Origin of the sequence: Arthrobacter sp. MW3 TE3886 (genome assembly GCF_041262145.1) — a bacterium.
GTDB lineage: Bacteria > Actinomycetota > Actinomycetes > Actinomycetales > Micrococcaceae > Arthrobacter.
The window spans coordinates 3,049,379-3,076,128 of the sequence record NZ_JBGCAN010000001.1 but is presented as its reverse complement, the minus strand read 5'-3'; the positions used below and the strand labels follow the sequence as shown (position 1 = coordinate 3,076,128).

22 protein-coding genes and 3 pseudogenes are annotated in these 26,750 nt (G+C 63.7%); 11 read left to right on the top strand and 14 right to left on the bottom strand.

What is annotated here, in order from left to right; genetic code table 11:
* Positions 1–109: 109 nt before the first annotated feature.
* Positions 110–454 (bottom strand): hypothetical protein, encoded by a 345-nt coding sequence (locus ABH915_RS14010; RefSeq protein ID WP_370122331.1) that lies wholly within the window; start codon positions 452–454, stop codon positions 110–112.
* A 392-nt stretch (positions 455–846) separates the two neighbouring features.
* Between ABH915_RS14010 and ABH915_RS14005 the strand changes: the two genes are divergently transcribed.
* From ABH915_RS14005 to ABH915_RS13975, 7 genes are all read left to right on the top strand, one after another.
* The gene (locus ABH915_RS14005; protein ID WP_370122329.1) at positions 847–1,617 is read left to right on the top strand and encodes a TnsA-like heteromeric transposase endonuclease subunit; all 771 of its coding nucleotides are present in this window, start codon (positions 847–849) and stop codon (positions 1,615–1,617) included.
* Positions 1,610–3,652, top strand: coding sequence for a Mu transposase C-terminal domain-containing protein (locus tag ABH915_RS14000; RefSeq protein ID WP_370122326.1), 2,043 nt, complete (start codon positions 1,610–1,612; stop codon positions 3,650–3,652). Before ABH915_RS14005 ends, ABH915_RS14000 begins: the two co-directional genes overlap by 8 nt.
* Positions 3,649–4,704, top strand: a complete 1,056-nt coding sequence (locus tag ABH915_RS13995; protein ID WP_370122323.1) for a TniB family NTP-binding protein — start codon at positions 3,649–3,651, stop codon at positions 4,702–4,704. Before ABH915_RS14000 ends, ABH915_RS13995 begins: the two co-directional genes overlap by 4 nt.
* A gap of 3 nt (positions 4,705–4,707) precedes the next feature.
* On the top strand, positions 4,708–6,414 hold the full coding sequence (locus ABH915_RS13990; RefSeq protein WP_370122321.1) for a zinc-ribbon domain-containing protein: 1,707 nt from the start codon (positions 4,708–4,710) through the stop codon (positions 6,412–6,414).
* 548 nt (positions 6,415–6,962) lie between these two features.
* Positions 6,963–8,798 (top strand): ATP-dependent endonuclease, encoded by a 1,836-nt coding sequence (locus ABH915_RS13985; protein WP_370122318.1) that lies wholly within the window; start codon positions 6,963–6,965, stop codon positions 8,796–8,798.
* Complete coding sequence (locus tag ABH915_RS13980) at positions 8,791–10,239, top strand: AAA family ATPase (RefSeq protein WP_370122315.1); 1,449 nt, start codon at positions 8,791–8,793, stop codon at positions 10,237–10,239. Before ABH915_RS13985 ends, ABH915_RS13980 begins: the two co-directional genes overlap by 8 nt.
* A gap of 114 nt (positions 10,240–10,353) precedes the next feature.
* Positions 10,354–11,313: an SMEK domain-containing protein gene (locus ABH915_RS13975; protein WP_370122313.1), complete on the top strand. Its 960-nt coding sequence runs from the start codon at positions 10,354–10,356 to the stop codon at positions 11,311–11,313.
* A gap of 227 nt (positions 11,314–11,540) precedes the next feature.
* On the opposite strand, the gene ABH915_RS13970 is transcribed toward ABH915_RS13975, so the two are convergent.
* The 7 genes and pseudogenes from ABH915_RS13970 to ABH915_RS13940 all read right to left on the bottom strand — a co-directional run bounded on the left by ABH915_RS13970 (position 11,541) and on the right by ABH915_RS13940 (position 16,196).
* Entirely contained in the window at positions 11,541–11,921 is a 381-nt protein-coding gene (locus ABH915_RS13970; RefSeq protein ID WP_370122310.1) for a DUF4230 domain-containing protein, read from the bottom strand.
* Between the two features lie 100 nt (positions 11,922–12,021).
* Entirely contained in the window at positions 12,022–12,534 is a 513-nt protein-coding gene (locus tag ABH915_RS13965; RefSeq protein WP_370122308.1) for a hypothetical protein, read from the bottom strand.
* Between the two features lie 329 nt (positions 12,535–12,863).
* The gene (locus ABH915_RS13960; RefSeq protein WP_370122305.1) at positions 12,864–13,190 is read right to left on the bottom strand and encodes an alpha/beta fold hydrolase; all 327 of its coding nucleotides are present in this window, start codon (positions 13,188–13,190) and stop codon (positions 12,864–12,866) included.
* A pseudogene (locus tag ABH915_RS13955) lies at positions 13,084–13,578 on the bottom strand (alpha/beta fold hydrolase); the annotation flags it as partial. The pseudogene ABH915_RS13955 and the gene ABH915_RS13960, both read right to left, overlap by 107 nt.
* A gap of 15 nt (positions 13,579–13,593) precedes the next feature.
* Positions 13,594–14,100: an SDR family oxidoreductase gene (locus ABH915_RS13950; RefSeq protein WP_370122302.1), complete on the bottom strand. Its 507-nt coding sequence runs from the start codon at positions 14,098–14,100 to the stop codon at positions 13,594–13,596.
* A 67-nt stretch (positions 14,101–14,167) separates the two neighbouring features.
* Positions 14,168–14,368: pseudogene (locus ABH915_RS13945) on the bottom strand (SDR family NAD(P)-dependent oxidoreductase); the annotation flags it as partial.
* 214 nt (positions 14,369–14,582) lie between these two features.
* Positions 14,583–16,196 (bottom strand): phospholipase D family protein, encoded by a 1,614-nt coding sequence (locus ABH915_RS13940; protein ID WP_370122299.1) that lies wholly within the window; start codon positions 16,194–16,196, stop codon positions 14,583–14,585.
* A gap of 168 nt (positions 16,197–16,364) precedes the next feature.
* Here ABH915_RS13940 and ABH915_RS13935 point away from each other — a divergent pair, with 168 nt between their 5' ends.
* A complete protein-coding gene (locus tag ABH915_RS13935) occupies positions 16,365–16,670 on the top strand; it encodes a hypothetical protein (RefSeq protein ID WP_026537151.1) in 306 nt (101 codons plus the stop codon).
* A 52-nt stretch (positions 16,671–16,722) separates the two neighbouring features.
* Here ABH915_RS13935 and ABH915_RS13930 read toward each other — a convergent pair whose 3' ends face one another.
* Positions 16,723–16,851, bottom strand: a complete 129-nt coding sequence (locus ABH915_RS13930; RefSeq protein ID WP_370122296.1) for a hypothetical protein — start codon at positions 16,849–16,851, stop codon at positions 16,723–16,725.
* Positions 16,852–17,082: 231 nt separating this feature from the next.
* On the opposite strand from ABH915_RS13930, the gene ABH915_RS13925 reads away from it, so the two are divergent.
* Entirely contained in the window at positions 17,083–18,183 is a 1,101-nt protein-coding gene (locus ABH915_RS13925; RefSeq protein WP_370122294.1) for a phosphotransferase, read from the top strand.
* Positions 18,184–18,277: 94 nt separating this feature from the next.
* Here ABH915_RS13925 and ABH915_RS13920 read toward each other — a convergent pair whose 3' ends face one another.
* Together ABH915_RS13920 and ABH915_RS13915 are read right to left on the bottom strand one after the other, a co-directional pair.
* Positions 18,278–18,823: a DUF2087 domain-containing protein gene (locus ABH915_RS13920; protein WP_370122292.1), complete on the bottom strand. Its 546-nt coding sequence runs from the start codon at positions 18,821–18,823 to the stop codon at positions 18,278–18,280.
* Positions 18,824–18,944: 121 nt separating this feature from the next.
* A complete protein-coding gene (locus ABH915_RS13915; RefSeq protein WP_370122290.1) occupies positions 18,945–20,675 on the bottom strand; it encodes a DUF222 domain-containing protein in 1,731 nt (576 codons plus the stop codon).
* Between the two features lie 334 nt (positions 20,676–21,009).
* Between ABH915_RS13915 and ggt the strand changes: the two genes are divergently transcribed.
* Positions 21,010–22,836 carry a gamma-glutamyltransferase gene (gene ggt / locus ABH915_RS13910; protein WP_370122287.1) on the top strand — a complete coding sequence of 609 codons (1,827 nt, stop codon included), beginning with the start codon at positions 21,010–21,012 and terminating at the stop codon, positions 22,834–22,836.
* Positions 22,837–22,881: 45 nt separating this feature from the next.
* Here the strand turns inward: ggt and ABH915_RS13905 are convergent, their stop codons facing one another.
* A complete protein-coding gene (locus tag ABH915_RS13905; RefSeq protein WP_370122284.1) occupies positions 22,882–23,781 on the bottom strand; it encodes a hypothetical protein in 900 nt (299 codons plus the stop codon).
* A 9-nt stretch (positions 23,782–23,790) separates the two neighbouring features.
* On the bottom strand, positions 23,791–24,852 hold the full coding sequence (locus ABH915_RS13900; protein ID WP_370122282.1) for an SPFH domain-containing protein: 1,062 nt from the start codon (positions 24,850–24,852) through the stop codon (positions 23,791–23,793).
* Between the two features lie 107 nt (positions 24,853–24,959).
* On the opposite strand from ABH915_RS13900, the gene ABH915_RS13895 reads away from it, so the two are divergent.
* Entirely contained in the window at positions 24,960–25,694 is a 735-nt protein-coding gene (locus ABH915_RS13895; RefSeq protein ID WP_370122279.1) for an NUDIX domain-containing protein, read from the top strand.
* A 63-nt stretch (positions 25,695–25,757) separates the two neighbouring features.
* Here ABH915_RS13895 and ABH915_RS13890 read toward each other — a convergent pair.
* Positions 25,758–26,345: pseudogene (locus tag ABH915_RS13890) on the bottom strand (M1 family aminopeptidase); the annotation flags it as partial.
* Positions 26,346–26,750 lie beyond the last annotated feature (405 nt).

Below are 26,750 nucleotides of genomic sequence, written 5' to 3'. Positions count from 1 at the left end.
TGCTACGCTATCGTCACGGTCTGCTGTGCCAAGTTTTTATCAGCGCGGAAGAAGCTCGGGTGGGGGCTGTCCACGCCCGCTGACGGCTATGACAGCCAAGCCCGGCGGGTTACCGGGAAATACTGTCGTTTAGCAGAGGGTCCGCAATAGCGCCGAGCAGGCGTTCGGCGTCCGACACGTCCTCCAGCCGCATTACCGCGTCACCTCGAAGGACTTTGGCCATCCGGTCGTAGCCGATTCCTGCAAGCTCTGCGTAGCTGCGGATGCTGTAGCCTCTGTCCCGAAGCCTGCTCGTGATCTTGAGGGCCAAGGCATGCTGAAGCCGGGCAGCCTCGATTCGGGATACTTCCAATTCGGTGGTCCCTTTGAGCCAAGAGATCTCCGCGACCTTGCCGAAGTTCTGGCGGTCCGGCGGGGCGGCCATTTTGCGGGGATGGAATCTGGGGTCGCTCATGGTTACACCCTAACCTGCATGTCGTCAACGAGGACCTGCCTGTTTCAGGCACAATTATGGCCCCAATTGATCCAACGGCATTGGGCCCCAGGGGTTCCTAGGTCCTCCTATCTCGTGCTTGCCGGCTTATCCTTTTGGGTCGGCTCTACTCGAGCCTGCAATGGGTAATTGCTCCAGCCGAAGGCACTCCTTTGAGCTTCTGACCAACGAGAAACCTTGCGGAGTTTGACGATGCGACGGCGAGACCCTGATGGGAGGGGGACTCGCGGCTCATGCGTCAGACCTGAAGAGTAGTTCGCATGTCGCAGCCAGTATGTCTTTTAGACACTCATGTTCTGGTAGCATGCATGTCTAATAGACACACATTATAGCGAGAAGAACTAGGGGCGGACTTGAAGAGTAAGAATCTCGCCGGAGGCGCGGATCCCTACCGAAACCTGGTCAATGCCTCTGCCGGTGCCGTCATTGCATGGAATGACGCCACCGGTGCTGTGCGTTCGTCGATCGCTGACAAACGGCTGTTGCGCCAGGGCATTGAGACGGCCCGCATGGTGCGAAGACCGGCGAAGTACAAACACCGCCGCAACTACGAGGGATATTACTGGTGTGCAGGCAGTGGCGAACGCATCTGGTACGAATCGATGACCGAATATTCGGCCCTCATGGAGCTAGACCACACTTTACGTCTGGCGAAAGTGGTGGCTCAGCCATTTTGCATTCTGTTCGGAGACGGCACCCGCCACTACCCGGACTATTTCGCGCTACATGAGTCCGGAAGGCAATTTGTGTACGACGTCCGCCCCGAGGCACTCGTTGATGAAAGGGCAAAGATTCAGTTCGCAAACACGCGGGAAGTCTGCGAGCAAATCGGCTGGGGCTATCAGGTCCTCCACGGGCTCACCGGTGTGCCGAGACACAACCTCGAATGGCTGGCCGGCTACCGCCATCCATATATAGATCCGGGCCCGAAAATACGGACCAAAATCCTTGACGAGGCTTCAGAGTCGCTCCCATTGGCTCGACTGGCCGCCGCCCTCGATTCAACGCAACCAGTCAGGTACCTGCCCGGGATCTATCACTTGCTCTGGCGTGGCGACCTTACCTATGACCCGTCGAGACCTCTCGGCTGGCACTCCATCATTGAAAGGAACACCGGTGGATAGCATCCAGCTCGGAGAAATTCTGAAGTTTGAGGATGGGGACTACATTCTCGAAACAGTCCACGGGGCAACCCTCGGCCTACGGCATACCCTGACAGCCGAACGGATGTCCGTTCATGTCAGTGCGCTGCCCGCACTTCTGGTTACACCGCCGAAATTCACCATCGAGGATCCCGGACCGAGGGCTCTGGAGTGGGCAGACTCTAAGGACTCGGCGCGTGCCGTTATGCTCGCTGCTCACCTGGAAGAAATGATGCATGGCACACCTCTGAAAGGAATGGAACGGCGACGTCAGTACGACCCTGAGAGGACGACTCAAACCCAGCGGATAGACAGTAAAGTCCTCGAGCTCGCAGGACTCGGCGTCAAGTGTTCCCGGCGAACCTTGTCAAGGTGGAGCAGTGACTACAGGGAACGCGGCATTGAAAGTTTGACAGACAAGCGGCAGGAGCGACGGCAAGAGCCCCTGGGCCGCCTGGACGAAAGAGTGAAGGGGGTACTGATCGGTGCGATAGCCAACGAGACGAACCGGTCCACCGGATCGGTGGACCGCCTGATCCGCAGCGTGAAAGCGGAACTAATCAGGCTTTACCCGGGAGAAGACATCCACATCCCGTCTGACCGAACGTTTCGGCGGCAGATTAATTCTCTGACCCGGGGAAAGTACACCACCGGGAACGCGCCTAACCGCAGGAGCGCCGCCAACGCGCCGGACCGCATGTTCAGCTCACGGCCGGCCATCGCGCCCGGGCACGAGGTGCAGACGGACACCTCGCCTTTCGACGTGACGGTGGTGACCGGAATCGACCCGGAGAGCGGAAAGATAAAGACCGGACGGGCAAATCTGGTCATCATGCTGGACAAGGCGACGCAGAGCATCATTGCCACCAGCGTTCGGCTTCAAGGCGTCAAGGGGATTGACCTGGCCTTCATGCTTGCCCAATGCCTGACTCCCCGGCAGCTGCGGCCGGAAGGAATAGTCGCGTTCAACGAATACGAGCTGGCCGAGATGCCATGGGCGAAATTCCTCTCGGCAGAAGAGGCATCCAAGTTTGAGACCACCCGTCCTTTCATCAAGCCTCAGCGCATCATGAAAGACAACGGATCCGACTACGCTTCTGTAGTCTTCGAATCGGCCTGCAGCCGATTCGGGATCGACACCACAAGCGCGGCCATCCATACGCCCACCGACAAGCCAAACGTTGAAAGAGCCTTCCACACGATCAAGACCAAGTTTGCCCAATACTTGCCGGGTTACACGGGTGGCAGCACTGACAAGCGAGGCGAGCACCCGGAGAAGGATGACCTACTCGACGTATATACGCTGGCGGAGCTTTTCGAACGGTGGGTAGCCATTGTTTGGCAGAACATGCGGCATGAATCCCTGCGTGACCCGCTCGTGCCGTCTATCGTTCATTCTCCGAACTCGATGTACATGGCGATGTTTCCAATGACTGGATACGTGCCTTTGCCTCTCTCGGCAGACGATTACATCGCTTTGCTTCCCACAGAACTGCGCACCATCCAGATGGACGGCATTCAGATTGACTACCGCCGCTATGATGCGCGCGAACTTCATCCCTACAGGTTGCAAGACTCGCCGGACGCCGCCCGGGGCGGGAAGTGGACGGTCCACTTCAACCCGCACGATCCCAGCGCGGTCTGGATTCGTGATCCGGAAGAAAGCGGGTGGATCCAGTGCGACTGGATGAACCGTGACGCGTTCGCCCGGCCCTTTTCCGCAAGCGTCCGTCGCGACGCCCGGGAAATTACCGCGGCTCAGGGCGTCTTGGGAGACGAGGCCAGCACCCAGGCCGCGATCGAGCTGATTGGGCACACGGCGGCGGCCCGCAAACGCCATGTGATGAAACTGGCCCGCCAAGAGTCCGCCCGAAACCTTGCCACACTGTCTGGGGCGAAGCTGCCCCTTCCGGCGGTGCTCCCTGTGGTCCAGGTAGCCGAGGCCCAGGACGTCGACGACGAGGAAGAGTACGACGAGATCGAGATGTTTGACCCGATGAAGGGGTGGACAGATTGATCTTCACTGAAATCGACGCTGTCAGGCTGGATCGGCACGAGGATTTGAACCTGCTGCTGGCCGCAAAGCCAGCCAAACCTGAATTGCCTAGCTTCGAGCAGTACGCTGCCCTTACCCGGCAACAGCGCCAGGACTTGGACGCACTTCGGCTTGACTATCTGGCTGGCGGGCTGACGGCATCCACACCTCAGGTCAAAGCCCTCATCCGGAACGTCCGCCTGGCTGTGCTGGGCAATAGGGGTCGCGCCTCCGGGCGCACCGGCGTCATGGTGTCGGGTCAGTCCACAGTTGGCAAAACCACTGCATGCATTGCGGTCATGCGCGGTCTCCGAGCCATGTACTCGCATCAGTATCCCGGATTCGAAGGCCGCGGGGAGATCCCGGTAGCCTACGTCGAAGTGCCTTCCGGCTCTTCAGCGAAGGCAATGATCGGAAGATTCGCCCACTTCTACGGATTGGAGTTGCCCAAAAGTTGCACGCTCGAGGAAATACTCCACGCTGTCGTCACGGCAATGCGCACCTGCTCTACGCAGTTGGTAGTAGTTGACGAACTACAGAATCTCAGCCGAGTAAGCCAGGGAAATGGTGAGTCTGTCGACGTTCTCAAAAGCCTGTCCAACCAGGTCCCGTCGACATTCGTGTACTCGGGCATCAACATCCACCGGGGCGGCCTGCTAACGGGGGAGCGGGGCAACCAGATCAGCCGGCGATTCACGCTGCTCGAAATGCATCGTTATGGCAACGCTACTAAGGAGGAAGTGAAGGCTTGGAAAGGCATCGTCATGGCCTTCTCAGAACAGCTGCCTCTCCTGGCACACGAACCAAAGTCTCTCCTGAAGACTGCAGCTTGGCTCCACAAGCGCAGTGGAGGAAACATTGGGACACTTCAGCGGATCCTGGTCGGGGGATCCCAGCTGCGCATCCTCGACGGCGATCCCGCCCAGGAAACGCTAACGCGCGAGTACATGGAAGCAATTCCCATAGACATGGCCGCCGAGACCAAGAGGGGGCAACTGGACGACAGCCCCGCCTTGCGACAGTTGGCAGGTTAATCCATGGTTCCTGATATGAGCCGAGCGTTTCCCGTTAAGGTCCGCCGCCGGCATTTGGAAACACCGGAAAGCTATGGACGACGGCTGGCCCTGGCGAACGGCCTGCCCGCCGACTCTTCCATCAAAGCTGCCCGTCAGCTGGCCGCCACGAGCAAAGCGGCTGCGCTTCGAATAGCTCTCGTCCAGTGGTGCGAAATCAAGGGGGACCTCCGGAATGGGCAGTTCGAGGGCCAGGCGCGACGCGCCGATGAGGGTCTGCCTGTCCGCAGCATGTGCCATCTTTGTGCCCGCGGCGAGAGGGTGGAACAATTTGGCCATGGCGAGTCGTACGCCTGCCTACGGCATGGGGTGTGGACCGGCCCGCAGACGGGCCCGCATTTATTGATTCCAATAGATGATCGGGTCCGGGCCGCAGAGCTCCGCTACCGCCGATTGCGTCGGGCAGGACGTGTACCAAACGCATTGGTCAAGGAACTGGCCGTCATCGTGAACAGGCACGATGGTGGACTTGCCGACCCCAAACTTGATACGGGCAACTACAGCACCGTGGTTGATCTGGCCAACCTTCTGACTAACCGCTCCTTCCAACGGACCCTGCTAAACCCCAGAAGAACGTTCGCCCAAGCCCGCACGACGCTCGAGGAAGCGGTAGCCGCGTTACGACCGGGCAGCGGGTCGGTTGTCGTGGACGGAATTTGGAGGCTGCTTCGCCCGGCCTTTTTGACCGTGCGCGACGCGATTGAAAATCAGAACCACCCGGCATCAACCATCTGCCAGATTCTCGGCGTTGCTTCCGCCCACTGGGCCGGTACCGCAGAAGTTCAACGACCACTCGAACCATTTGGCCGCTACCTCGAGCTGCTTGAGTCCTCACTTGCCGAGCCGTGGTCCAACGTTTGCGAACTGACGTTAGTGGCCGGGCAGAGTGACCGCCCCCGTGCTGCGTCCAAGCAGAGTGCCGAAATGGCCACCTTCATTTGCAAACAAGGGCACTGGCACCAACGCACGCTGAACACTATGTTCAGCGCATTAAAGCGAGGACGGGACGGCTGCCCATATTGCGCCGGAGTACAGGCGCTTGCCGGGTTCAATTCCATGGCCGAAACCCATCCATCCCTGGCCCGCCAATGGCACCCGTCCTTGAATGCTGGAAAGTCTCCGTCGAACGTTTCCGGGGCAGGCAACTCAAGGTCCTACTGGTGGATTTGCCCCTCGGGCCACGAGTGGCAAGCCACACCCAACAACAGGGCAAAAGGCAGAGGGTGCCCGTACTGTTCGGGACGTAGATGCATACCAGGTGTAACGAGTCTTGATGTTACCCACCCAAAAATCGCCTCGGAATGGAACCATCGGCTCAACGGGAGCCTCCTGCCATCCGAAGTCACGGCCGGAAGCAGCCTAAAAGTCGATTGGATATGTCCCAAGGGCCACGAGTACCGAACGGCGCCAGGGGCCCGCACAGGCAACGGAAGAGGATGTCCCGTATGTGCGAATCTAAGCGTCCGGAAGGGCGTGAACGATTTGGCCACCTCACATCCACACCTGGCGGCCCAGTGGCATCCCAGTCTGAACGGCGCTGTCACGCCCGAATCCGTCGTCGCCGGATCTGGAACCAAGTACTACTGGCACTGTCCTGCTGGACACGCATATCTGTCCGCGGTCTATAGCCGAAAGAACGGAAGGGGCTGTCCTGCCTGTGCGGGCCGGTAAGAAAGGATTCACCGATCTCCAAACAACACACCCGAATATCGCGGCAGAGCCGGATCATGACTCAAACGAAACCGTGAAGCTCGAACAGATCAACGCCGGAAGCAGTTCCAAGGCCAGTTCGATTTGCCCTCCCGGACACAGCTGCGTCAGAAATCGCCGGGGACTGGCACCCTGAAAAATGGGTCATGACGGCCAGCGATAGGTTCCAGGCAACGGCAATCGATGGTGAAAGTGTTCTAGCGGCCGCGAGTGCTTCGAGTCCGTTCCGAACAGAGTCAAACCAAGGGCTGCCCCAGTGCACTACGGATAGACGCGTCCCCAACTGTGAATCAGCGGATGCCCGGCAATGCGCCCATATTGACCGCGAAACACGGGAAAATCATCGACCCACCGGTTGATGATGCGAGTGCGGGTAGTCATCGAGCCTCGAATGATCCGCGGTGCATGCCTCTGGGGTCGGGCGTGTCGGCCGGGAGCCAATCAGTTGACTTCGTAGCCGTGCCGGTATTAGCCGGCACGCTTGAGTCATTTCGGCCCGGCTGTGTCCAGTGACGATCCTGGCCAGCTCGATGGCGGTGCGCGGCGCGCCGCGGGATCTGAAGGGCACAGGCATGCCTGAGAATCGAGGGATGAAGCTGCGGAGTCTGAGCATTAGGAATTTCAGAGGTATTCGCGTGTGTGATTGGCATACCACGGCCGATCTTCTGGCGTTGGTTGGACCTGGCGATTCAACCAAGACCACCCTTCTGGACGCCCTCGGGGCCGTTCTGTCACCCACGTACACGCTCCGCTTCACTGACGCCGACTTTTTCAGTGGGAACACCGACCTTCCGATCGTTATCACTGCAGCAGTGGCCGATCTGCCTGACTTTCTTGTTCAGGAGAACCAGTTCGGGAAGGAGCAGTCAGGCATCCATGCTGACGGCAGGCTGGAGCATGATCCAATTCCTGGTACGGATCCGTGTCTGTTGATTCGGTTGACCGTAGACAGGGACCTCGAACCCGTTTGGGAAGTCATTCGTCCTGGCGGGGACGAAACGCGAACCATCAGTGGCAATCAGCGTCAACGTTTGGGATTCTTCCGGATTGATGACCAAGCCGACATGCATCTTCGCTGGACGCGCACTTCGGCCCTTAGCGGTCTTACTGAACATCGCCAGGGAGCTGCCGTGATTCTGGATGCACACCGGCAGGCTCGCAAAGCGGTGTTCGACTCTCAGCCAGGGGCTCTTACTGCGGCGGCCCGTTTGGCGCAGGCCAGCGCTCGAGAGGTCGGCAGCGCCCCGTTCACTAAGCTTCAGCCGGGTTTGGAGCCTAGCTCAGCATCTTCAGCCCATGCATTGATGCTGCACGACGGATCTATTCCTCTTACCCAGTTCGGGTTGGGGACGAGGAGGCTGACCAGTTTCGGTATTCAGTCCGCCTCAGTCGCCGGCGGTTCAATTATCGCCATTGACGAGGTCGAGCATGGGCTTGAACCACATCGCCTTGCCCACTTGCTCCACATGCTCCGGCAGAAAGCTGAGGCAACATCCGTTCAGGTGTTGTTCACAACTCACTCGGCCATGGCAGTGGAAAGCCTCAAGGCGAGCGATCTTGCAGTGGTTCGATCTGTCAATGGCTTAACGACGGTGATCCCGGTCCCGGATGAACTGGAGACCGCCCAAGGGGTGTTCCGCTCGGCGCCGTCGGCTCTGCTGGCACGAAAAGTAGTCGTCGGTGAGGGTGCTACCGAGGTGGGCCTGCTTCGCGGGTTGTTCAGACAGTGGGACGCCAACCGCATCGAACAAGGGCAAGCAAGCAGTGTTTCCTTGGGTCTGGCTGTCGTTGACGGGAGGGGCGGTAACGATGCGCCGGACAGGGCGTGTTTGTTTGCGAACTTGGGGTACGCCTCCTTTGTCCTCATGGACAACGACGACGACAAGGTAGAGCCTAATGTTTCGGCCGCGCAGGCTGCGGGCGTCACGATTGCTCAATGGCAAGCTGGCCGAGCACTTGAAGATGAACTCGCCCATGGCCTGGACGCGGCAGGTTTGCGGGAAATGGTGGACAGCGCAGCGGAGCTGATGAGCGAGGAGGCGGTCTGTTCGGCCGTCGCTGCGAAACTTTCGGTACGCAAGCTTGAGGGGACAGATCCTGCGGAATGGGCGGCATTCAGCGGCAAACCACTCGATGAGGTCCGAAACGCCATCGGGCTGGCGGCCAAGGGCAAGAAGAACCCGTGGTTCAAGACTGTAGATGGCGGGGAGATTTTGGCTGTTCTCGTGGTAAACCACTGGGCCAGTATCAAGGACGGTTCTTTGGGCGCTACTTTCGAAAGGGTTTTCCGTTTCGTCTACACCGAGGTGAACGACGCGGAAACGGAGCAAAGCTTCGATGACTGAAAGGGCTGCTCTCAGAGCCGTAGCCATTCGTATTCTGGACTCGCTGCCAGGTTCGATTACTCTGCCAGCGGGAACCGGGAAAACGGAACTGGTTGCCGCAGTTGTGGCCGAGGTGGCAGCCGACGGCGGCAACGTCCTTGTCCTCACACACACGCATGCAGGCGTCGAGGCACTCCGACGTCGGATGGACAAGTTTTCCGTGCCCAAGAAGCACGTCAGTGTCCGCACCATCGATGCATGGTGCTTCGACCTCATTCAGCATTTTCCTCTGCTTGCCGGGCACATCGTTTCGGCCGCTCCAGACTGGTCCCATTCTCAGGCCTACCACGTGGCAGCCACACGCGCGGTTGATAGCGAACCTGTCCGGCGCATGCTGACAGTCAGTTACGACCTCATCGTTGTCGACGAATACCAAGACTGCCTTATTGACCAGCACCGGCTTATCGTCGGGTTCTCGGCTATGATGCCCACGCTGGTCCTAGGGGACCCGTTGCAGGGGCTCTTCAATTTCGGAAAACAGCAGCCAGTCAACTGGAGGGGCGACGTCCTCAATCATTTTCCCGAGGTTGCGGTTGATGTATACCCATGGAGATGGCATAGCCACAATCAGGCGCTGGGATCCTGGCTGCTCTCCATCCGGGCCCCCCTCTCCCGTGGGAATTCGATCGATCTGACCCGCTCTCCCGTTCAGTGGAAGAAGATGCCCAACGACCAGCGGTTCAAGGTGAAAGAACAGGTCGGAACCTGTTTCCAATCGCCGCAGGAAGGTTCCACCGTCGCTCTCGGGCATTTTCGCCATGACATCCTGAGCCCTGCCCAGTACCTCAACGGGTCCTATTCAGTCATGGAGGCCTTGGACTCGAACGTTACCGAGGATTTTTGCCAACTCGTGGACACCGGCACTGCGCCGGAGATCGCTGCCGGCGCTGTTCAGTTCGCAGTGAATTGTGCAACGGGGATTGCGGCACACCTCGACTCGACGAAAAGACGGCGTCTGGCCTCGGGCAAGCCCATCGCGACTCGGACACAGGACAGGCAGAGCGCTTACGCTGCCATTAACCGCACGCTCTCGGGCCCGACGCCAGGGTTCGTCCATGCGGCCATGGAGGCAATTGTTGGTCTTCCAAACGTCAAAATCTACTGTCGAGAAGCATGGACTGAAGTTCTTCAGGCCTTGCAGTTCGCTGCCCTCGATGATGGGCTCTCCGTTACCCGTGCCCTGACGCAGGTACGCAACGCCGCAAGAGCTCGTGGTAGGCGACCAGCCCGGCGAGTCCTCTCGCGACCGCTCCTGGTGAAGGGGCTCGAATACGACCATGCAATCCTGCTCGATGCCGACCAATACAACGCTCAAGAGCTATACGTGGCCCTCAGCAGGGGGTCAAAATCCGTCACGGTTGTCAGCAGAAGCCCCGTCTTAAGCCCCTCCCTCCCCGGCTGAGAAATGCAGTTCCTACGGAACCAGCGGAACACGGCGATGCGTCATTAGTCGTTCACTCCGGAACAGCTCGCCGTGCTGCGCTCGATTCAGCGATGCGTGACGTACGATCATGCCGTGACTCAGAAACTCGTATCGTCCGGCGCCCCCACACCAGGTGACTATCATCGCTCGATCCTTCGACTGCTTGGTCTCGCGGGCGAACAGATGTCCGCTCAATCGCGAGAAGGAGCATATGTCTCTTCCGAGCTTGAACGGCTGGGATGCGAACTGCTCAACATCTCGCGTGGCCTGGATCTCAACAACGAGAACTGCTTCAAGACCAACACGCCAGCCGTGGACCTTTTGACGAGGGACCGCTCTCTGGGCGTCCAGATCACTCTCGAGCTGAACATCAGCAAAGTGAAAAAAACGCTGAAAAAATTCGGCGAGCTGACGGTACCAGGTGGCTCACTGCACGGAACTCAAAAGTTATGGATCCTGGGCCTTCGGCTGGAGCCAAGAACCGATCCCCCCACCTGGAAAAATACAGACCCCCACAACGTCGTCTTCGGATCGTTTCGCAGCCAGCTCATGCTTGAAAGCCTAGATTCGAGCAAGCTCGAGCGGATTGAACGGAGTCTGCTACAGATCACTGGGTGCCAGATGACCTCCGAGCCCAGCGAGCAGGAAAGCCTGGAACGGATAATTGAGTTCATGGATCGCCCAGCTGTTTACCAATACTCCAAAGACGAGATCAGCTGGACGAAGTGCATGTCGGCTCTCGACGCTGTAGCGCTGCTAATCAACTCCGGCGTGAAACTGGACGACGGCATGAATACTGCCCCTGTTACAGGTTGGACGAGGCCATTACCGACTCTTAACCCGATGCTCAGGACGGACCTGAAGACCATCCTCAAGCAGGTCAACGCCGTCAAAATCGCCATCAATAGGGCTGACCCCAGAAGTGCCATGCTCGACCAGCACCAGTCGCAATTTATAGACACCGAACGCGCAAAATTGCGAACTATCGTAAATGCTTTTGCTAAGAAACATCGTATCCAACCCCCTTTCCCTATGACCCGCTTTGTCGAGTGACGGCGCGAACCCAGAGCAATCATGTGGCGTCGATGTCCCAACGACGAAAAAGTGCCAACTACGCTGACAGTTCTGCCCGGCGGCTTGGCAGCAGGAACCCCGAGATTTCAGGGGGCAATTCCGAGGCACATGGCCAAGTTGCTTGGCATCTCACACGCACGCACACGCGTGCGGGGCCGTTTTGTGTCGGCGAGCATTTCGGGCGCCCGCCAAAGAGGCTGAGTTTTCTACCTGTGCGGAGAGCGCCCCGATTCGCGCACCCTAGCCGCGGAGGATCGGTCAAAGTCGAGGTTGGGTTTCTCAAGCTGAGAGTCGGGCAGCCGAACCGTTGCCGTCTTGCCGTCCGGTGACAGCTCTAAGTCTCTGTCGGTAAGGCCGGACAGGTCAACATAGGCATTCACCGTGCCCGCTGCGACAAAAAGCGTCCGCCGTCCGGCAATGATGGCGGGCACCCCCGCAATGTCATCCTCGATATAAATCACTTTTTCGAAGTTTCCGACAGCGGCTTGGAACCGTCTGACGTTCTGAATCGACTTCAGCAGCGTGGGCTGGCTCCCGTCGATCTGGCGCTCTTGGAATGGATCGAGCCCAAACCTTGCGGCGGCCATCTGCCCGTGGGCTCTGGTTCGGCCTGTAGAAGCGTTGGTGGACCCTGGCCTAAAGTTCCGGCCCGGCGGCCAGTGAGGCGGCCGGGCCGGATCCGAAGGCTCAGGCGTAGTTCAGGCTGAGCAGCAGGGCCTTGAGTTGGGCGTACTGATCGGTCGCCATCCAGGCTTTGGCTGCGCCCTTGTTCGGAAAGCCCGGGTCGTTGAAATGAACACGGGTAAAGAGTCCGCCGTTTGCTGTGGGGACGAGATTGCACCAGGACGAGACGCCTTCGCCTTCTTTCAGCGACCGAGGATCGGTGAGCCCCATGAAAAAGGCGTCGCCCTTCCCATAGGATTCCGCAACGAAGCCGAAGCTGGGTTCCGTACCGTTCGGCGCCGTCATTCCGGGAACCGCCGCCTGGTCGAAGACCTGACGCGACACGGGACCGCCCGTACATCCGGCGTTGACGCCATTGGCCAGGGTGAGCAGATCGTTGCCCGAAGCGTCGGCGACGATCGCCTCAACTCCGGCGAGGCCGTCCGGGGGCAGTACGGTCCGCACCGTCCAGGCCTCCGGGTAGGTAAAGGAGATGTGGCCATCTGGGAAAGTGAAGGTCTTCAGCGCCGGAGACACGTGCTTCCCCGATGTGGCGGCCGACGCCGGTACCGCGCTGGTAGCCGTGGCCGCCGGTGCTGCAGTGGAGGCGGTCCGGAGGGTGAGTATTGCGGTCCGCTCCGCCGTGCCGCTCAGTGCAAGGTCCGAGGCTGCCGCCGGGGTCCCCGGCTGTGCCCCGCATCCGGCAAGGACCAGGCTGACGGAAAAACCTGCGCTGGTGACGGCGGTGAAGAATGTGGCCCGACGTGAATTCATTGTGTAACCCCCAAGTTCTCTGACGGCGGGCTGAATATCCCGCTTGAAAGCAAAGTTTCCGTAACATGGCCAGGAGTTACAGCCAGGGCCAATTATTTTGCGCTGCCCGCCAGGACCCGGGAGAGGAAGCCTTGCACCACCGCGGCGAACTCGTCGGGCCGTTCTATCTGCGGCATATGGCCTGTCTTCGAGAAGACGTGCGACTCGGCGTGCGGCAATGCCGCGGCCGCGGCGTCCAGGTGGCTGAACGGAAGGATGTGGTCCTGGGAGCCCCAAAGCACGAGCGTGGGAACAGCCGATTGCGCCAGCGCCTCAATCAGGTCCCTCCGCCATTTCGGCCCTGACGCCGGAGATGGTGCCAAGATCGTGGGCAACGTCCAGGAGCGTCTGGCGATGCGTCTCCCGTTGCGACAAGGCAAACGCGTGGCCGACGCGCTCGCCGGTCGCCAGCGTCTTGTCATAAAACAGCGACTGCACGGTGCGGCGGGAGGCCTGCTCGTCCGGACGCAGCAGCACTGCCGCGAGCAGCCCGACGGCGAGCAGGCGCAGCACCAGTGCCACCTCCTTGCCGAAGCCGGCGCTGTTGTCAAGAACCAGGGCCGAGACACGGTCCGGGTGGTCGGCTGCCAGCTTCATGGCGACGGCGCCGCCCAGCGAGTTGCCCACCACGGGCAGCGGACCGTGCACCCCCAGGGCATCGAGGAAGGCGGGCAGGATAATCGCAAGCTTCGCCAAAGTCGCTGTTCCGGAAAGCCGGTCTGAGTACGCGAAGCCCGGCAGGTCAACGCTGATCACGGTGTGGCGAGCCGAGAGCCGCGCCCGTCAGCCCTTGCGGTTCGTGTCCAGGACGGTGACGTCCAGGGGCATGCGCTTGGCTCGACGGAGGCGTCCGGCCAGGGCGTTGCGCACACCGCGGGTCACCATGGTCGTCTTGGTCAGATACCGGAACTCGGCGGCGTCCGACGTTACGAGGTCCAGGAGAGGGCGAGCGGCGTCGTCAGGGGTTTGCCCCCACAGTCCGACGACGACCTGCAAGCCGCCCAGTCGATGTTCGTAGCCGGGCTGGGATGTGACGTGCCCCAGCATGTCCGTCATCACCAGGCCAGGGTTTATGCCATGCACCCGGACGCCGGTGCCCTTGGTCTCCAGCCGCAACGACTCGGTGAACTGGCGGACCCAACGCTTGCTCGACGCATACGCGTTCTGCAGCGCCACCGGCCCCTGGTCGCCTCGGCCGTAGACGTTTACGAGATCGCCGCTGCCCTGGCCGAGGAACACGGGCAACGCCACCCTCGACCCGTGGAACGTGCCGAGGATGTTCGTGCGCACCACCCGCGGTGAAGTCGTCGACCGGCGTGGACGCCGTGGGCCCGAAGACACCGGAAGCACCGGCGTTGTTGACCCAGATGTCCAGCGTCCCGCGGCCTAAGGCCTCGTCGCGCAGGGCCTCGACCTCGGCGAGCTCACCGGTGTCGCAGCGACGTCCGGATGCCGCGATCCCTTCCCTATGCAGCCGCTCGACGGCGGCCGCGACGTCGACGCCCGACCTGGACGCCAGCACCACCGTCGCGCCCCGTTGCCCCAGCAGCCGGGCCATGGCAAACCCCAGGCCGCGTGTCGAGCCAGTCACAACCGCCACGCGTCCGCGGAGAACGTCTCGTTGCGAACCCATGCTTCTCTCATACGCGCAGCGGACGGCGAGAGCAAGAGCGCCGCCGTGGCGAACGTCTTCGATCCACTTGGTGGCCCCGCAGAGCCTCCGCACCTGCTTGCATGGAGGCGCGGTTCTCTTCGCGCCGGACTTTCTTTGCCTAGAACTGGGTGGTGCCGCGCAGCCGGCGCGGGCGGCCGTCTGGGTCCATGAGGAGGCGGCTCATCGGATCTGCCCACAGGCGTTGGCGCGGCGACACCGGCTCTGGCGTGTGGTGGCGCACGTGTCCGGCGGGTCGGGGTGAGCCCCGGCCCGTTTCATGCCAGCGGTCGAGAGTGTCTGCGGTGGTATTCCAAAGTTTGAGCCCGGCCGCCGGGTCGACGAGCCGGGGGTCGTTTTGGTCCAGGCCCAAGTGTTCGGCCCAGAGTTGGAGCCGGAGCCCGCGAGCCAAAGGCCGGAAAGTGTCGTGGCTGTTGTCCGTGCCGGCCCCGTCCGGGTTTTCGACAGTCGTGTCGAATACGGCGCAGGTGAGCTCGCTGTCGTTGGTCCAAGACCGGCGGTTGAAGTTGTCTGAGCCGCAGGTGAACCAGGTGTCGTCGATGATGCAAATCTTGGCGTGGACATAGATCGGAGTCCCCGCGCGGTTCTCCAGATCGAACACGCCGACCCTGTCGGGCGCAACCCGACGCAGCATGCTGATGGCACGCAGTTGCCCGATCCGGGCCGCCGGCCCTGCGAGCGGCCCATCAGCGTCGGGGTAACGGGGGACGACGGCGATCACGTTCAGGTCGGGATTCCGGTCGAGGGCCTCCGCGATTCCGGCTGCGACCTCTTTCGACCACAGGTACTGATCCTCGACGTAGATCAGCGAGCGGGCACGGGCGAAGGCTTTCGTGTAGGCGCGGGCAATGCTGCGCTCCCCACCAGGCGCGAACGGAAACGGGGGACGCCTAACGCCGTAGGTGCGCAGCAGCTGCACCGCGTGGGGGCCCGCCGGTGGTGGCGGAGGAGCAGTGGCCGGGAGCGGTTCGGGGTGCCGGGGCATACGGGCCAGTCGTTGCAGCAGCATCCGGTAGGGGGTGCGTCGGTCCAGGGGATGGGGGTCGTTCCACCGCTCGGCGAACACTGCCAGCACATCTGCCACCACGGGGCCACGCAGTTCGAGGGCGGCATCGTGCCACGGCGGTCGTTTCCCGTACCGGGAATCCATGCTCACGGCTTGCGGGTCGCCCGCGTGGTCGGCATCGTCCCGACGGCTGTGGGAAAGGTCGATCCCGCCAACGAACGCGACGTCCCGCGACGGATTGTCACGACGGCGGATAACGAAGATTTTTTGGTGATGGGAGCCAAACAGGCGTACACGCTGATCCAGAAGCACCTCTCCGCCGGCGTCGTTGACCTGACGACTCAGGAGCTCGTTGGATCGGCCGCTGATCGGGGCCGACACCCGCTCTCCGTGGGATCTCCAAACAAGGCCCCGCACTTCCACACCCGCGCCGGCCAACCCCGCGAGCACGTCGCCGATCGACGATCCGTCCGCCAGCAGCCGCTCGTCGGCGTCGCCACGCCAGTCGGTGAACCACACGCGGTCTCCCGCCTTCAGAGCCGTCAACTCCTCGTGCAGCCGGGCGAAGTAGGTCGCTCCATGGATCAGGGGCAGCACGAGATTGCCCTCCGACCACGACGGCGATCCGGCACCGCCCGCGTGCACGTCTGTGGCCAAATTCCCCCGCTCAGCGCGGCTCAGAAACCACGCACCAGCATCACTGTCCACTCAGTCCTTCTTTCGGCGCCCTAGGCCAGGCCACTAGTGTCCGGTCTTCAACGTAGCGACTGTGCTGCCTAATGTCACCGACCGGGTCAAAGCTGCTCTCCGGCCCTACCGGGATGGCGCTGGTCGGCCTATCGTGTTCCTGACACAGCCCGAGGGAAAGGAACGACGATGTTCACCCTGCAGATTAGCTATCCGGTCCGGGACTACGAGGCTTTCAAGAACGTCTTCGACAGCGATCCCGCAGGCCGCGCCGCCTCGGGAGCCCGGTCTGTCCGCTTGTTCCGGGATGCCGAGGACCAGAACAGCGTGGCCGTGCTCCTGGACTTCGACACCAAGGACGCCGCGACCGGCTTTCTGGAAAAGTTGCGTAGCCAGGTGTGGGACAAGCCAGAGGTGATAGGGCAGCTGATGACGGCAGCGCCGACAGCCAGGATTCTGGAAGAGGTGGCCCGCGAAGGCCAGGGCGCGGGCTGACGGCTGTTGGCGAAAATCGTAGTCCCGCGCGGGTGTGACGTAGGTGCGCCGGCTAGAGGCCGATACAGGCCTGCTCCTTGAGGAGTTGGGCCTCCCGGTCGGCGCCCTGGCAGATCATGGACGCGAGGCCGTAGCCGTGCTGGGCAACGTCGAAACTCCCGCCGGCCAGGCTCTTCATCATTTCCCGAATTGGGTTGATTATGGCGATTTCCAGGCGGATCTCCTCACTGATTTCCGTAGCGGACTCTGCGCTGCATCCCGCCGTCGAGATCTTCTGCAGCCGGTCCAACTCAGCCAGAGCGATCCGACGGCGGTCTATTCATGAGGGTTCCTTAATGCGCACTTCATCTGGACCTCATGCTCTTCGTTCATGCTGGTCACACAATCTGAAGTGGCACTTGGAGCTGATCCGATGAGCTGGTACCTGCCCGTCCCGCAATATGCCGACAAAGCTACGGGCACAACTTGGCGCGTCAGCCGGGCCTGGTTCGACAAGAAACCAGGAAACTACGTGCTGGAGGTCGTGAGCCAGGGCCGGACCCGCGCTCTCCGTGGAGCCTATCTGCGTCAGGGGCGTTTTGAACTCGTACCGCTGGACGATCCCGAACTGCCCGCCTTGCGGGCGGAAGCCCAGGAAGGCGAACTCATTACGTATCGGCCCCACAGGCGTGCGGTGGTCCGGGCGGAGGGCCGTTACATTAAGATTTTCCGGCCAGGGCAGGCCATCGCGTCCGCCGAACGCTGCGCTCGCATGGACATTCTCCTGGACGCCGGCGGCACCTTCACGACCCCCAGGATCCTCCGCAGCTCCGAGGACGTCATCGCTTTCAGCACCGTCCCGGGACCGACCCTGAACGAGCTGAGTGAGGATGACTACACGACCAGCGATGAATCGTTCGCACGGGCATGGGAGAAATGGGCGCGCTCGTGGGTCGCCCTGCTGAGCGTCCCGCCCGGCAACGCCGCACGCAGCGTTCTGAACAGCCTGCCTCTCCGCTCAGCAGAGGTGGAAGCGGCGTATCTGTGGCGATGCGTGAACCGCTGGCTGCGTCACTTCGAAAACGTGCCGGAAATGTCGCCTCAAGTCAGTGCCTTGCGGGCCGCAGCGGAGGATGTGACGACGAATTTGCTTCGGACGGCCCCGGATCCGCTGGTGTGGTCTCACGGAGACCTGCACAGCAAACAGATCATCGTAGTCGACGATCGGTCCCCGCTCGGATTGCTGGATTTTGACGAAGGAGCCCAAGCAGAGGCGGCCCGCGATCTGGCCAAGATGGATGTGCGCTTGGAGCTGCACCGGCGACGGAACGACTTGTCGTCGGCACGCTACCTTACGGCTCACAATCAAGTGTTGGCCGTAGCCCAGGAACTGCATGTAAATCCGGACCGGTTCCATGCTTACTCGGACACCATCTGGCTCCGGGAGGCATTGGTTCCGCTCCCCGGGCGCCTAGCCATGGCCACCGCCGTTCTCGACGAACGGGCAAAGCATTATCAGACCACTGAGGCATAGCTTCCGTCAGCTCAAGGGTTCGGGGCTGCGTCCCGTCTGCGCTAAGTTGGCGCTCGGACAGGTTTTGAGGCTGTCAGAGTGCCGGGTTCCAGGCCTAGGCTTCGTCGTGCCGGGAGTAGGAGGAGCCGGAGGGCGTCCGTTCCAGTAGTCCGAAGTCGATCATGTAGCGCCGCAGCATCACGACGTCATCGGAATAGCTGAGGAGCCGTTCATTTACCTGCTTTTCCGTTAGGTGTTCGCCCGGCTCGATGGCTTCGCTGACGATCCAAGCCAGGAGCTCCCGCCGTTCCGTCATGTTGGCTGGATACCTCTCGATCCTCCCCAGCCGCATGAAGCGGGCCAATCCGGTTTGCGGCTGTCGCCGGGGCTGCTGTGTGAGAAGGTCGCGGAAGATCGCCTCGGGCGCCACCAGTTCGTTGGCAGCATTCCGTTCGACGAGTCCCGACTCAAGGAGGGCAGTGGTGGCCCGGTTTCGTCGGTGGTCGTTCAGGTCAGCTAGCACGTCGGGGAGCTTGGCGCCGAGCACTATTTGCGCGTAGGCGGTCCGAGCGTCGTTGTTGGCGAGGGCTGCCACTACTCGCCGCCAGTGCGGTCCACTCATCATCGTCGTTCCGGTCACAGCGTCTTCCTCGCTCTGCATTTGCCCCGTCTGTGCTGGTCACGGGTACTTGGTCAACAGGCAAAATCGTAGTCCTGCGCGGGTGTGGCGGACAGGGACTGCAGGCGGCAGACTGATGGACCGGACATTGACGGGTGGCCGTTCAGATGGATTGGAGCAGGCGGTATTCCGGCACTGGATCGGGCAGTGGGTGCCCGGCGGTGAATTGGTGCCAGTCCGGGAAGGGGTCCGGGGGCAGGCCCGGGTCCGCATCCTCGGGCATGGCCGGGTACGGATCCTCGGCCAGGTCCGGGTCCGGATCCTCGGGCAGGCCTGGCTCCGGGTCCTCGGGCGGGCCTGTGTCGGGGCCTGTGTCGGTGTCTGGTTCCGGGCGTGTGTCCGTGGCCGGGATGTCGGGCAGCCAGTCCTGGGGCCAGCGGGGTGGTTCCCAGTCCTGGTGTTCGCTGGGGTAGTGCCGCCCGGCCGGGGAGGTCCAGCCCGGCGGGTGGTCTTTGCTGGCTCCGGCCGGTGTCCAGGCGGAGGCGTGTTTGAGCCGGTGGTGTTTCGGGCAGGGCTGGCCCAGGTTGGAGATCCCGGTGCTGCCGCCGTCGGCCCAGGCCAGAATATGGTCTGCTTCGTTGTCCAGGGAGTGGTTGCCGCAGCCGGGGAAGGGGCACCTGCCATCGCGGAGCCGGAGCCACTGGCGCTGGGCCGTCGTCAGGCGGTAGCTGGTCCGGCCGATTTCCAGCGGGGCACCGTCCCGGGGGTCGGTCAGGACCCGGTGGAAGGAGCCGGCGCCGTCTAGGAGGAGGCGGCGGGCCATCGACGGCGGGATCGGCCCGTAGCCGTCCAGCACGGCCGGTTCGTCCGTGGCGCCGAGCAGGGACAGGACCGGGACGGTGACCAGGACCTGCGCCCGCGGCGACGGAACACCACCCCCTGCCAAGCCCGCGCCCGTCCCCACACCAGCACCCGCACCCGTGCCGCCGGTGGTCCCGGTGCCGGTGCCGCGGTCGGCCGTTCCGCCGTCGTCCGTTCCGGTGCCGGTGGTGAGGAGCCAGGTGGCGGTGATGTCGGCGCGGAGCTGGGCCAGGGTCCGGGCCTCGTCCGGGCCCTGCAGGGCGCGGGCGGCGGCGGTGGTCCGTTCCCAGATCCCCGCGGCCGTATCGGCCGGAAGGTGCGCGGAGAGCCAGGCCATGCCGTCCCGGTCCGGGACGAACTCGACCCGCCGGTCCGCGGCGGACGTGGCGTGGCGTGTCTCGATGCTGGCCGGGTGGTGGCATTCGCGCCAGGTGCGTGCCTTGGCCCGGAACCGGGCCGGAACGAGGTCCCCGGCCGGGCAGCCGCGGGCCGGGTTCGGTGCGGCGGGGTCCAGGAAATGCGCTTCGAGCCCGGCCGCGCCGGCCCGGTCCAGGCCGGCGGTTTCCTCGACGAAGATCCGGGCGTGGGCCCAGGAGATCGTCCCGGCCCGCAGCGCGGCCAGGGCCAGCGGCAGCGCCGCCGTCAGGGCCCGGGACTCAGCCACCAGGGCGCCGGCGCTGCGTTCGCTGACGGTCAGGACACAGGCGACCTCGGCCACCAGGGCCATCTCCTGCACGGCGCGGTCCCGCGCGGACGCCGCCGGCGGGGCCAGGAACCTGGCCGCCTGGGCGTAGTCGGCGGCCAGCTGAACCTTCAGCGCCGCGGTCCGGGCCTCCAGCCGGACCACCTCGGCGAGTCCGTCCAGGCAACCGTCCGCCAGCCGCCGCAACGGATCGGCGGCTTCCAGCGGGTCGGCAGGCGGATCGGCGTCGTCAGCGCCCGCTCCGGCCAAGGCAGCCAGCACGGCAACGGACTCGGCGACGGCCTCCACGGCCGCACCGCTCTCCGCACCCAACACGGTCCTGCTCTCCACACTCAGATCATCTCAGGAGGCACCGACAATATTTGATGAGACCGGTCTTGCCGCCACATGCCTAAGGCACTGACTTACGTCCGCGGATTTCAGTTGCGGCACCCCGCCAACGATCAACGCGGGCGGAGTCCCGGGAGCGCCTGTAAATGCCGCCGGGCGCGGGGACCGGGAGTGCGCCCCGGACCCCGCCGACGCCACCGGGCAGCCGGCAGCCCACGTCTGACGGCTAGCGAAAGGGCAGCCAGTGCCGTCGACGTGACTGTTGAGTGTCGCACGCCTGCGTAGTAGCGTGACAAGGACTGTCAATACGCGTAACACGGACTCGGGAGTGATCATGGCACATATGACACGAGGGTTGGTGGCTGTCACGGCGGCCCTGGCACTGAGCGTGACGGGCGGCGTCCTTGCCCCTGCCCAGGCCGATCCGCGGGAAATCGCAAAGACGTCAACCGCCACTGGGTACGGCGGTGCGGTGAGCACCGTGGACCCGGAGGCATCCGCTGCGGCGATCGAGGTCCTCCGCAAGGGCGGCAACGCGGCGGACGCCGCCGTCGCCGCAGCCGCGACTCTTGGTGTGACTGAGCCCTATAGCGCCGGAATCGGCGGCGGAGGCTACTTCGTGTTCTACGACGCGAAGACCGGCAAGGTGGGCACGATCGACGGCCGCGAGACCGCACCGGCAGGCATGCCGCACGACGCGTTCATCGACCCGGCGACCGGCAAGCCCTACAATTTCACGCCCGAGCTCGTCACAAGCGGCGTCTCCGTTGGCGTCCCGGGCACCCCGGCCACCTGGGCGCGTGCCCTGGAGCGGTGGGGCACGTTGAGCCTCGGTGATGCCCTGAAGCCCGCCATCAACGTGGCGACCCGCGGATTCGTAGTCGACAAGACCTTCCGCCAGCAGACCCTCGACAACAAGGCCCGGTTCGAGGCCTTCACCTCGACCAGCAGCCTCTACCTCCCGGGCGGCGACGCCCCCGCCGTCGGCAGTGTCTTCCAAAACCACGACCTCGCCGAGACATACCGGCTCCTCGCGAAAAAGGGCACGAACGGCTTCTACAGCGGACCGCTTGCCGCCGAGATCGCGGCCACGGTGCAGGCTCCGCCTAAGACGTCTAAAACACAGCTGCCCGTTCCGACAGGCCACCTGACGACGGCGGATCTCGCGGCCTACCGGGCCCTGGACCAGGCGCCCACGCACGTGGACTACCGTGACCTGGACGTCTACGGCATGGCGCCCTCCAGCAGCGGCGGCACCACGGTGGGCGAGGCGCTGAACATCCTGGACCCCTCCAACCTGTCCGGGATGTCCACTCCAGGCGCCCTGCATCACTACCTCGAGGCCAGCGCGCTTGCCTTCGCGGACCGTGGCAAGTACGTGGGGGACCCCGCGTTCGTAGGCGTCCCCACCGCCGCGCTCACGGACCCTCTGTTCGGCAAGGAGCGCGCCTGCCGGATCGACCCGCTGCACGCGGCGGCGAAGCCGGTTGCGCCGGGGGACGTGTCCGCGTACGACGGCGCGTGCCCGGCCGCCGCCGTCGCGCCTGCGGCCGAGTTGGACACGGAGAACATCTCGACGACCAACCTGACGGTCGCGGACAAGTGGGGGAACGTGGTGGACTACACGCTCACGATCGAGCAGACCGGCGGGTCCGGCATGGTGGTCCCCGGCCGCGGCTTCCTGCTCAACAACGAGCTGACCGACTTCTCGACCGTCTACGACCCGGCCGACCCGAACCGGATCGAGCCGGGAAAGCGCCCGCGCTCGTCCATGTCGCCGACCATCATTCTCAAGGAGGGCAAACCGTTCCTCGCCCTCGGCTCGCCCGGCGGATCGACCATCATTACCACCGTCCTGCAGACCATCCTGAACCGGGTGGACCTGGGCATGACCATCTCCGAGGCGATCGCGGCACCGCGTGCCTCGCAACGCAACGCGGCCAAGGTCACGGCCGAGCCGGAGTTCATCGCGAAGTACGGCAGCCAGTTGGCACCCTTTGGCCATCAGTTCACGCCGTCGGGGGATGCGTTCACCTCGGCAGCGGAGATCGGCGCCGCGACCGCCATCGAGTTCCTGCCCGATGGCGGCATGGTCGCAGCCGCCGAGCCCGTGCGGCGCGGCGGCGGATCCGCGATGGCCCTCAAGGCGTCGCGGAGGTAGACCGCGCAGCTTGGGGAAGTCGGGGAAGGGGCGTCAGCGGGGCTCTTACCCCACCAGCCGGAGCGGCCGTGCGCCTAGCTGGACCGTGATTTCCTGTCCCCAGGATGCGGTGAGGCGGTCATCTTCCATCCCGTCACCGAACACCACGAGCTGGTCGGATGCAACAGTGATGCGGAGTGTTTCGCCTGCCTCCAGGACCCCCTCGGTCAAGGAGGTTCCGGTGATGGGGGAGGGCCATGCCTCCCGGACGAACCATGCCAGTCGGGGGTCTGTTGGCGACGGCAGGGGGCGTCCGCCGCGGTCGAGGGCGATGGATGCGCACCAGCCCGTGGCGCCGGTGCCGGTCGAGACGATCAGTCCCGAAGAAGAATGGCTCTCGGCCCGGCCCGCCGGGGTCGTGAGCCGGTATCGGGCCGACTGGTGGGAGGCGTGCCCGATGAAAACCTCGTTGAGCCCCGAGAGTTCCTGCCCGTCGTCGAGCCGTGCCGTCACAGTTGCGAGTTCCTGGCACTGCAGCCGCTCCACGGTCCCGGCCGCAGCGGCCTCGTGCAGGAGCCTGTCTGCCGCCTTGGGTGTGTGCCGAACCAGGACGCCTGGGTTTGCTTCCGGTTCCGGGTCGACGCCGATGACGGGCTGGGCGTTGAGGTACTTCGCCGTGTTGGCCACAAGCCCGTCCTGACCGACAACGGCGATGACGTCCTCCGGTGTGAGTAGGAACCTGCTGAGGTCCGCGCGTTCCACTTCGGCGTGCCGCCATTCGGCCGGAACTGCGGCGCGGACGGTCGCCAGTGCTGCGTTGAGCCGGTCGTGGCGCTCCTGCACGTCTTGGAGGGTGCGGCCGCGGGTGCGGAGGAAGAATTCGGCCTGGCCGCGGGTGGCGTGCCGGTCCAGGAGTTCCTGGAGTTCGGTCCGGCGGTGGACGATGACGAGGCGGGGGTTTGCCATGTCAGGAGCCTAGTTCTCGAAGCTGCCGGTGGTGCTTGCCATCACGCCGGCGGCAGCAGCCGGAACCGCGCCGCCCGCGGGCTCCCTGAACAGCCCGGCAAGTGCCCCGCTGAGCAGGTCTGGCGTGATGGTGAGGTTGCCGATGTTGGGCAGTGATCCGGCTGCGTCGCGCAGAGCCAGTGCCAGCAGAGTGGCCTGTTCCATGCCGCTGTAGACCTCCATAGTGGCGGCCTCCCGCGCCGCTGCCGCCTGGCCTACGAGCCGGATCTGGTTCGCTTCGGCGGAGGCGCCGATGCCTTTGCGTTCGGCCGAAGCCTCCGCCTCGATGAGTCCCGCTGCGGCCTTTTCCTCGGCCTGGCGCCGAGCGTTGGCGCCTTCCTGGGCAACCAGCTGTTCGCGCCTGGTGGCCAGCTCGATCTGGCTCGCCATCTCGTTCTCGGAGATGGTCCGTTCGCGCTCGACGGCGACTGCCCGGCGTTCGTAGACGGCGCGGTCTGCTTCGGCCTGAAGCTGTTCGCGGACCGGCGTCTGCAGGGCCCGTTCGACGTCGGACTCCGGCCGGACCGCCAGGACCTGCACCCCAAGGATCTCGATGCCGGTGGACAGGAGCCGGGTGTCAGCGCGCAGGGCCTCGGTGAGGACGTTGCGGAGCTGGCTGACTCCGCGTTCCAGCGCCCCGGCCAGCGTCGTGGTGGCGATCTGGTCGATGGCGTGGCTCTGGCACAGCTGGCCGATGATCGTGGCCACCTGCTCCTTCCCGGTCGCCGGCGCCGCGCCGGCCGGCTGGAGGCCGAAGTCCAGCCGGTTGGAGACGGCCACCGGGTCGATGAAGCGGTAGGTCACGTTGGCCTGGACGCTGACGTCTTGGTGGTCACGGGTAATGGCGTGGAAGAGGGTGGGCAGTTCCTGATCATCCACGGGAACCTCGCTGAGCACTGAGTTCGCCGGCCGGAACCAGAAGGCCTGGCCGACTCCCTGGTGCCTGACCTCGCCCTTCTGCAGGTGGACGACATAGCCGGTGGGGCTGCCCAGGAAGTGGCTGATCCAGGGGTAGCGCTTGATGCTGGCCATGGGATTCTCCTAAACCGTTCAGTGTTGTCGTCAATTTGACGATAACTGAACTGTAGGGCCTTGCCCGATTTATTGTCAATATGACGATAAATACCTACGATGGGTTCATGCCTGAATCGCACCCGGCGCCCGCGCGCTTCCCGGTGACGGTCGACGTCGTCGCCCTCACCGTGACCGACGACGTACTGAAGGTCCTGCTCATCACCCGCCTCATTGAGCCCTTCCGCGGCAGGCTCGCCCTGCCCGGCGGTTTCGTGCTGGCGGGGGAGGACCTGGCGACGGCGGCGGGCCGTGAGCTGACCGAGGAAACCGGCGTCGTGGGGGTTCCTGGCCATCTGGAACAACTGGGGAGCTACGGCCCGAAGGGGCGCGACCCGCGGGGGGATGTGCTCACGGTGGCGCACCTGCTGCTCGCGCCCAACTTCCCCGTCCTGTCCGCCGGGAGCGACGCCGAGCACGCTGCCTGGTACCCGGTCAGCCAGGTGCTGGATGGCGAATTGCAGCTCGCGTTCGACCACGAGCGGATCGTCGTCGACGCCTTGGAACGGGCGAAATCAAAGCTCGAATATTCGCCGTTGGGGGCGGCCTTCTGCGGCGACGAGTTCACCATTGCCCAGCTCCGGGCCGTGTACGAGGCCGTCTGGGGCACGCGGCTGGACCCCCGGAACTTCCACCGCAAGGCCACGGGAACGCCTGGTTTCCTGGAAGACACCGGGCGGATGACGACAGGGGACGCCGGCCGCCCTGCCGCGCTCTTCCGGCTCGCTGAAGCAGCCCGCCAGGCAGCAGGCCAGCCAGTACGGGCCGTGCTCAACCCACCGCTCATGCGCCCGCGCGCCTGACGCCCCACCAGCCAGCAAGGTGTCGAGTGTTCCGTCCCCGAACTGTTCCGGCATCGTGGCCGCGCCTTGGTGCTCGGCCCACAGCCACTCGATGTACGTCGCCCAGCCCTCGTTAAGCCAGATGTCCTGCCAGTCGGACGGGCTCACCGCGTTTCCGAACCACTGGTGCCCGAGTTCGTGCACCACCGTGTATTCATCCGCGACCTCCGAGTAGACCGGCCGCGTCTGCGTCTCCAGCGCATAGTCGACCGTGTCGTCGTCGACGATCGCGCCGAAGGCCTCGAACGGGTACCGACCGAACTGGCCCTCAAGGAATGCGATCATCTTGGGCTGCAACGCAAGCGACGCCTTCGTCTCGGCCAGTGCCGCGGCCGTCACGTCCGCGTCGATCGCGTTGATGATAGGTAGCCCGTGCGGACCGACGTCGTAGGACAGGGCAAAGTCGCCGACGTTCACCGTCGACAGGTAGCTGGCCATCGGGTCCGAGGCCTTCCACGTCCATGTGGTCCATCCGGCCTTCGTCGCCGGCCTGCCGACAGGCAGGCCGTTCGCCACAGCCGTCTTCCCCGCCGGCACCGTGATGCGGAACGTGTAGGTCGCCTTGTCTTCAGGGTCGTCATTCACCAGGTCGCGGTTCGCGTCGTTTTGCACTTGGGACCACTTGGCGGCCTTGCCATCGACCTGGACCGAGGTGACGCCGAGGCCGCGCAGGTCGAAGTTGACCGACTCCAGGTTCTGCTTTGCACGGACGGTGACAGTCGCGACCCCGCTGAGGCGGCCTGCGAGCACCGCGGGATTGGTCGGTGGCGCATAGCGGAGGGCGAGGTCGTAGTTCAGGACGTCGTAGCCGCCGTTGCCGGCGAACAGGAAATACTCGTCGCCGCTGCCGGGAGCGCCCGCCGTGTAATGGGGGCTGTCGTGGCTGGGGGCTGCCTGCTGTCCGAGGGAATGGCAGGAGGCCGGCGCTGGCCACCTGCCGATGGTCGGTGCGAAACAACGCGTCAGGCGGGGGACCACGCTCTCGCGCCGGCGGCCTCGGCCAGGGCAGTCTGTCTC

What these genes read in the sequence shown, in the direction of transcription:
- ABH915_RS13895 (WP_370122279.1), top strand. Translation starts at nt 24,960, where the DNA reads ATGCCTGAATCGCACCCGGCGCCCGCGCGCTTCCCGGTGACGGTCGAC.
- ABH915_RS13935 (WP_026537151.1), top strand. Translation starts at nt 16,365, where the DNA reads ATGTTCACCCTGCAGATTAGCTATCCGGTCCGGGACTACGAGGCTTTC.
- ggt (WP_370122287.1), top strand. Translation starts at nt 21,010, where the DNA reads ATGGCACATATGACACGAGGGTTGGTGGCTGTCACGGCGGCCCTGGCA.
- ABH915_RS13990 (WP_370122321.1), top strand. Translation starts at nt 4,708, where the DNA reads ATGGTTCCTGATATGAGCCGAGCGTTTCCCGTTAAGGTCCGCCGCCGG.
- ABH915_RS14010 (WP_370122331.1), bottom strand. Translation starts at nt 454, where the DNA reads ATGAGCGACCCCAGATTCCATCCCCGCAAAATGGCCGCCCCGCCGGAC.
- ABH915_RS13980 (WP_370122315.1), top strand. Translation starts at nt 8,791, where the DNA reads ATGACTGAAAGGGCTGCTCTCAGAGCCGTAGCCATTCGTATTCTGGAC.
- ABH915_RS13970 (WP_370122310.1), bottom strand. Translation starts at nt 11,921, where the DNA reads ATGGCCGCCGCAAGGTTTGGGCTCGATCCATTCCAAGAGCGCCAGATC.
- ABH915_RS13900 (WP_370122282.1), bottom strand. Translation starts at nt 24,852, where the DNA reads ATGGCCAGCATCAAGCGCTACCCCTGGATCAGCCACTTCCTGGGCAGC.
- ABH915_RS13925 (WP_370122294.1), top strand. Translation starts at nt 17,083, where the DNA reads ATGAGCTGGTACCTGCCCGTCCCGCAATATGCCGACAAAGCTACGGGC.
- ABH915_RS13930 (WP_370122296.1), bottom strand. Translation starts at nt 16,851, where the DNA reads ATGATGAAGAGCCTGGCCGGCGGGAGTTTCGACGTTGCCCAGCACGGC.
- ABH915_RS13905 (WP_370122284.1), bottom strand. Translation starts at nt 23,781, where the DNA reads ATGGCAAACCCCCGCCTCGTCATCGTCCACCGCCGGACCGAACTCCAG.
- ABH915_RS13920 (WP_370122292.1), bottom strand. Translation starts at nt 18,823, where the DNA reads ATGCAGAGCGAGGAAGACGCTGTGACCGGAACGACGATGATGAGTGGA.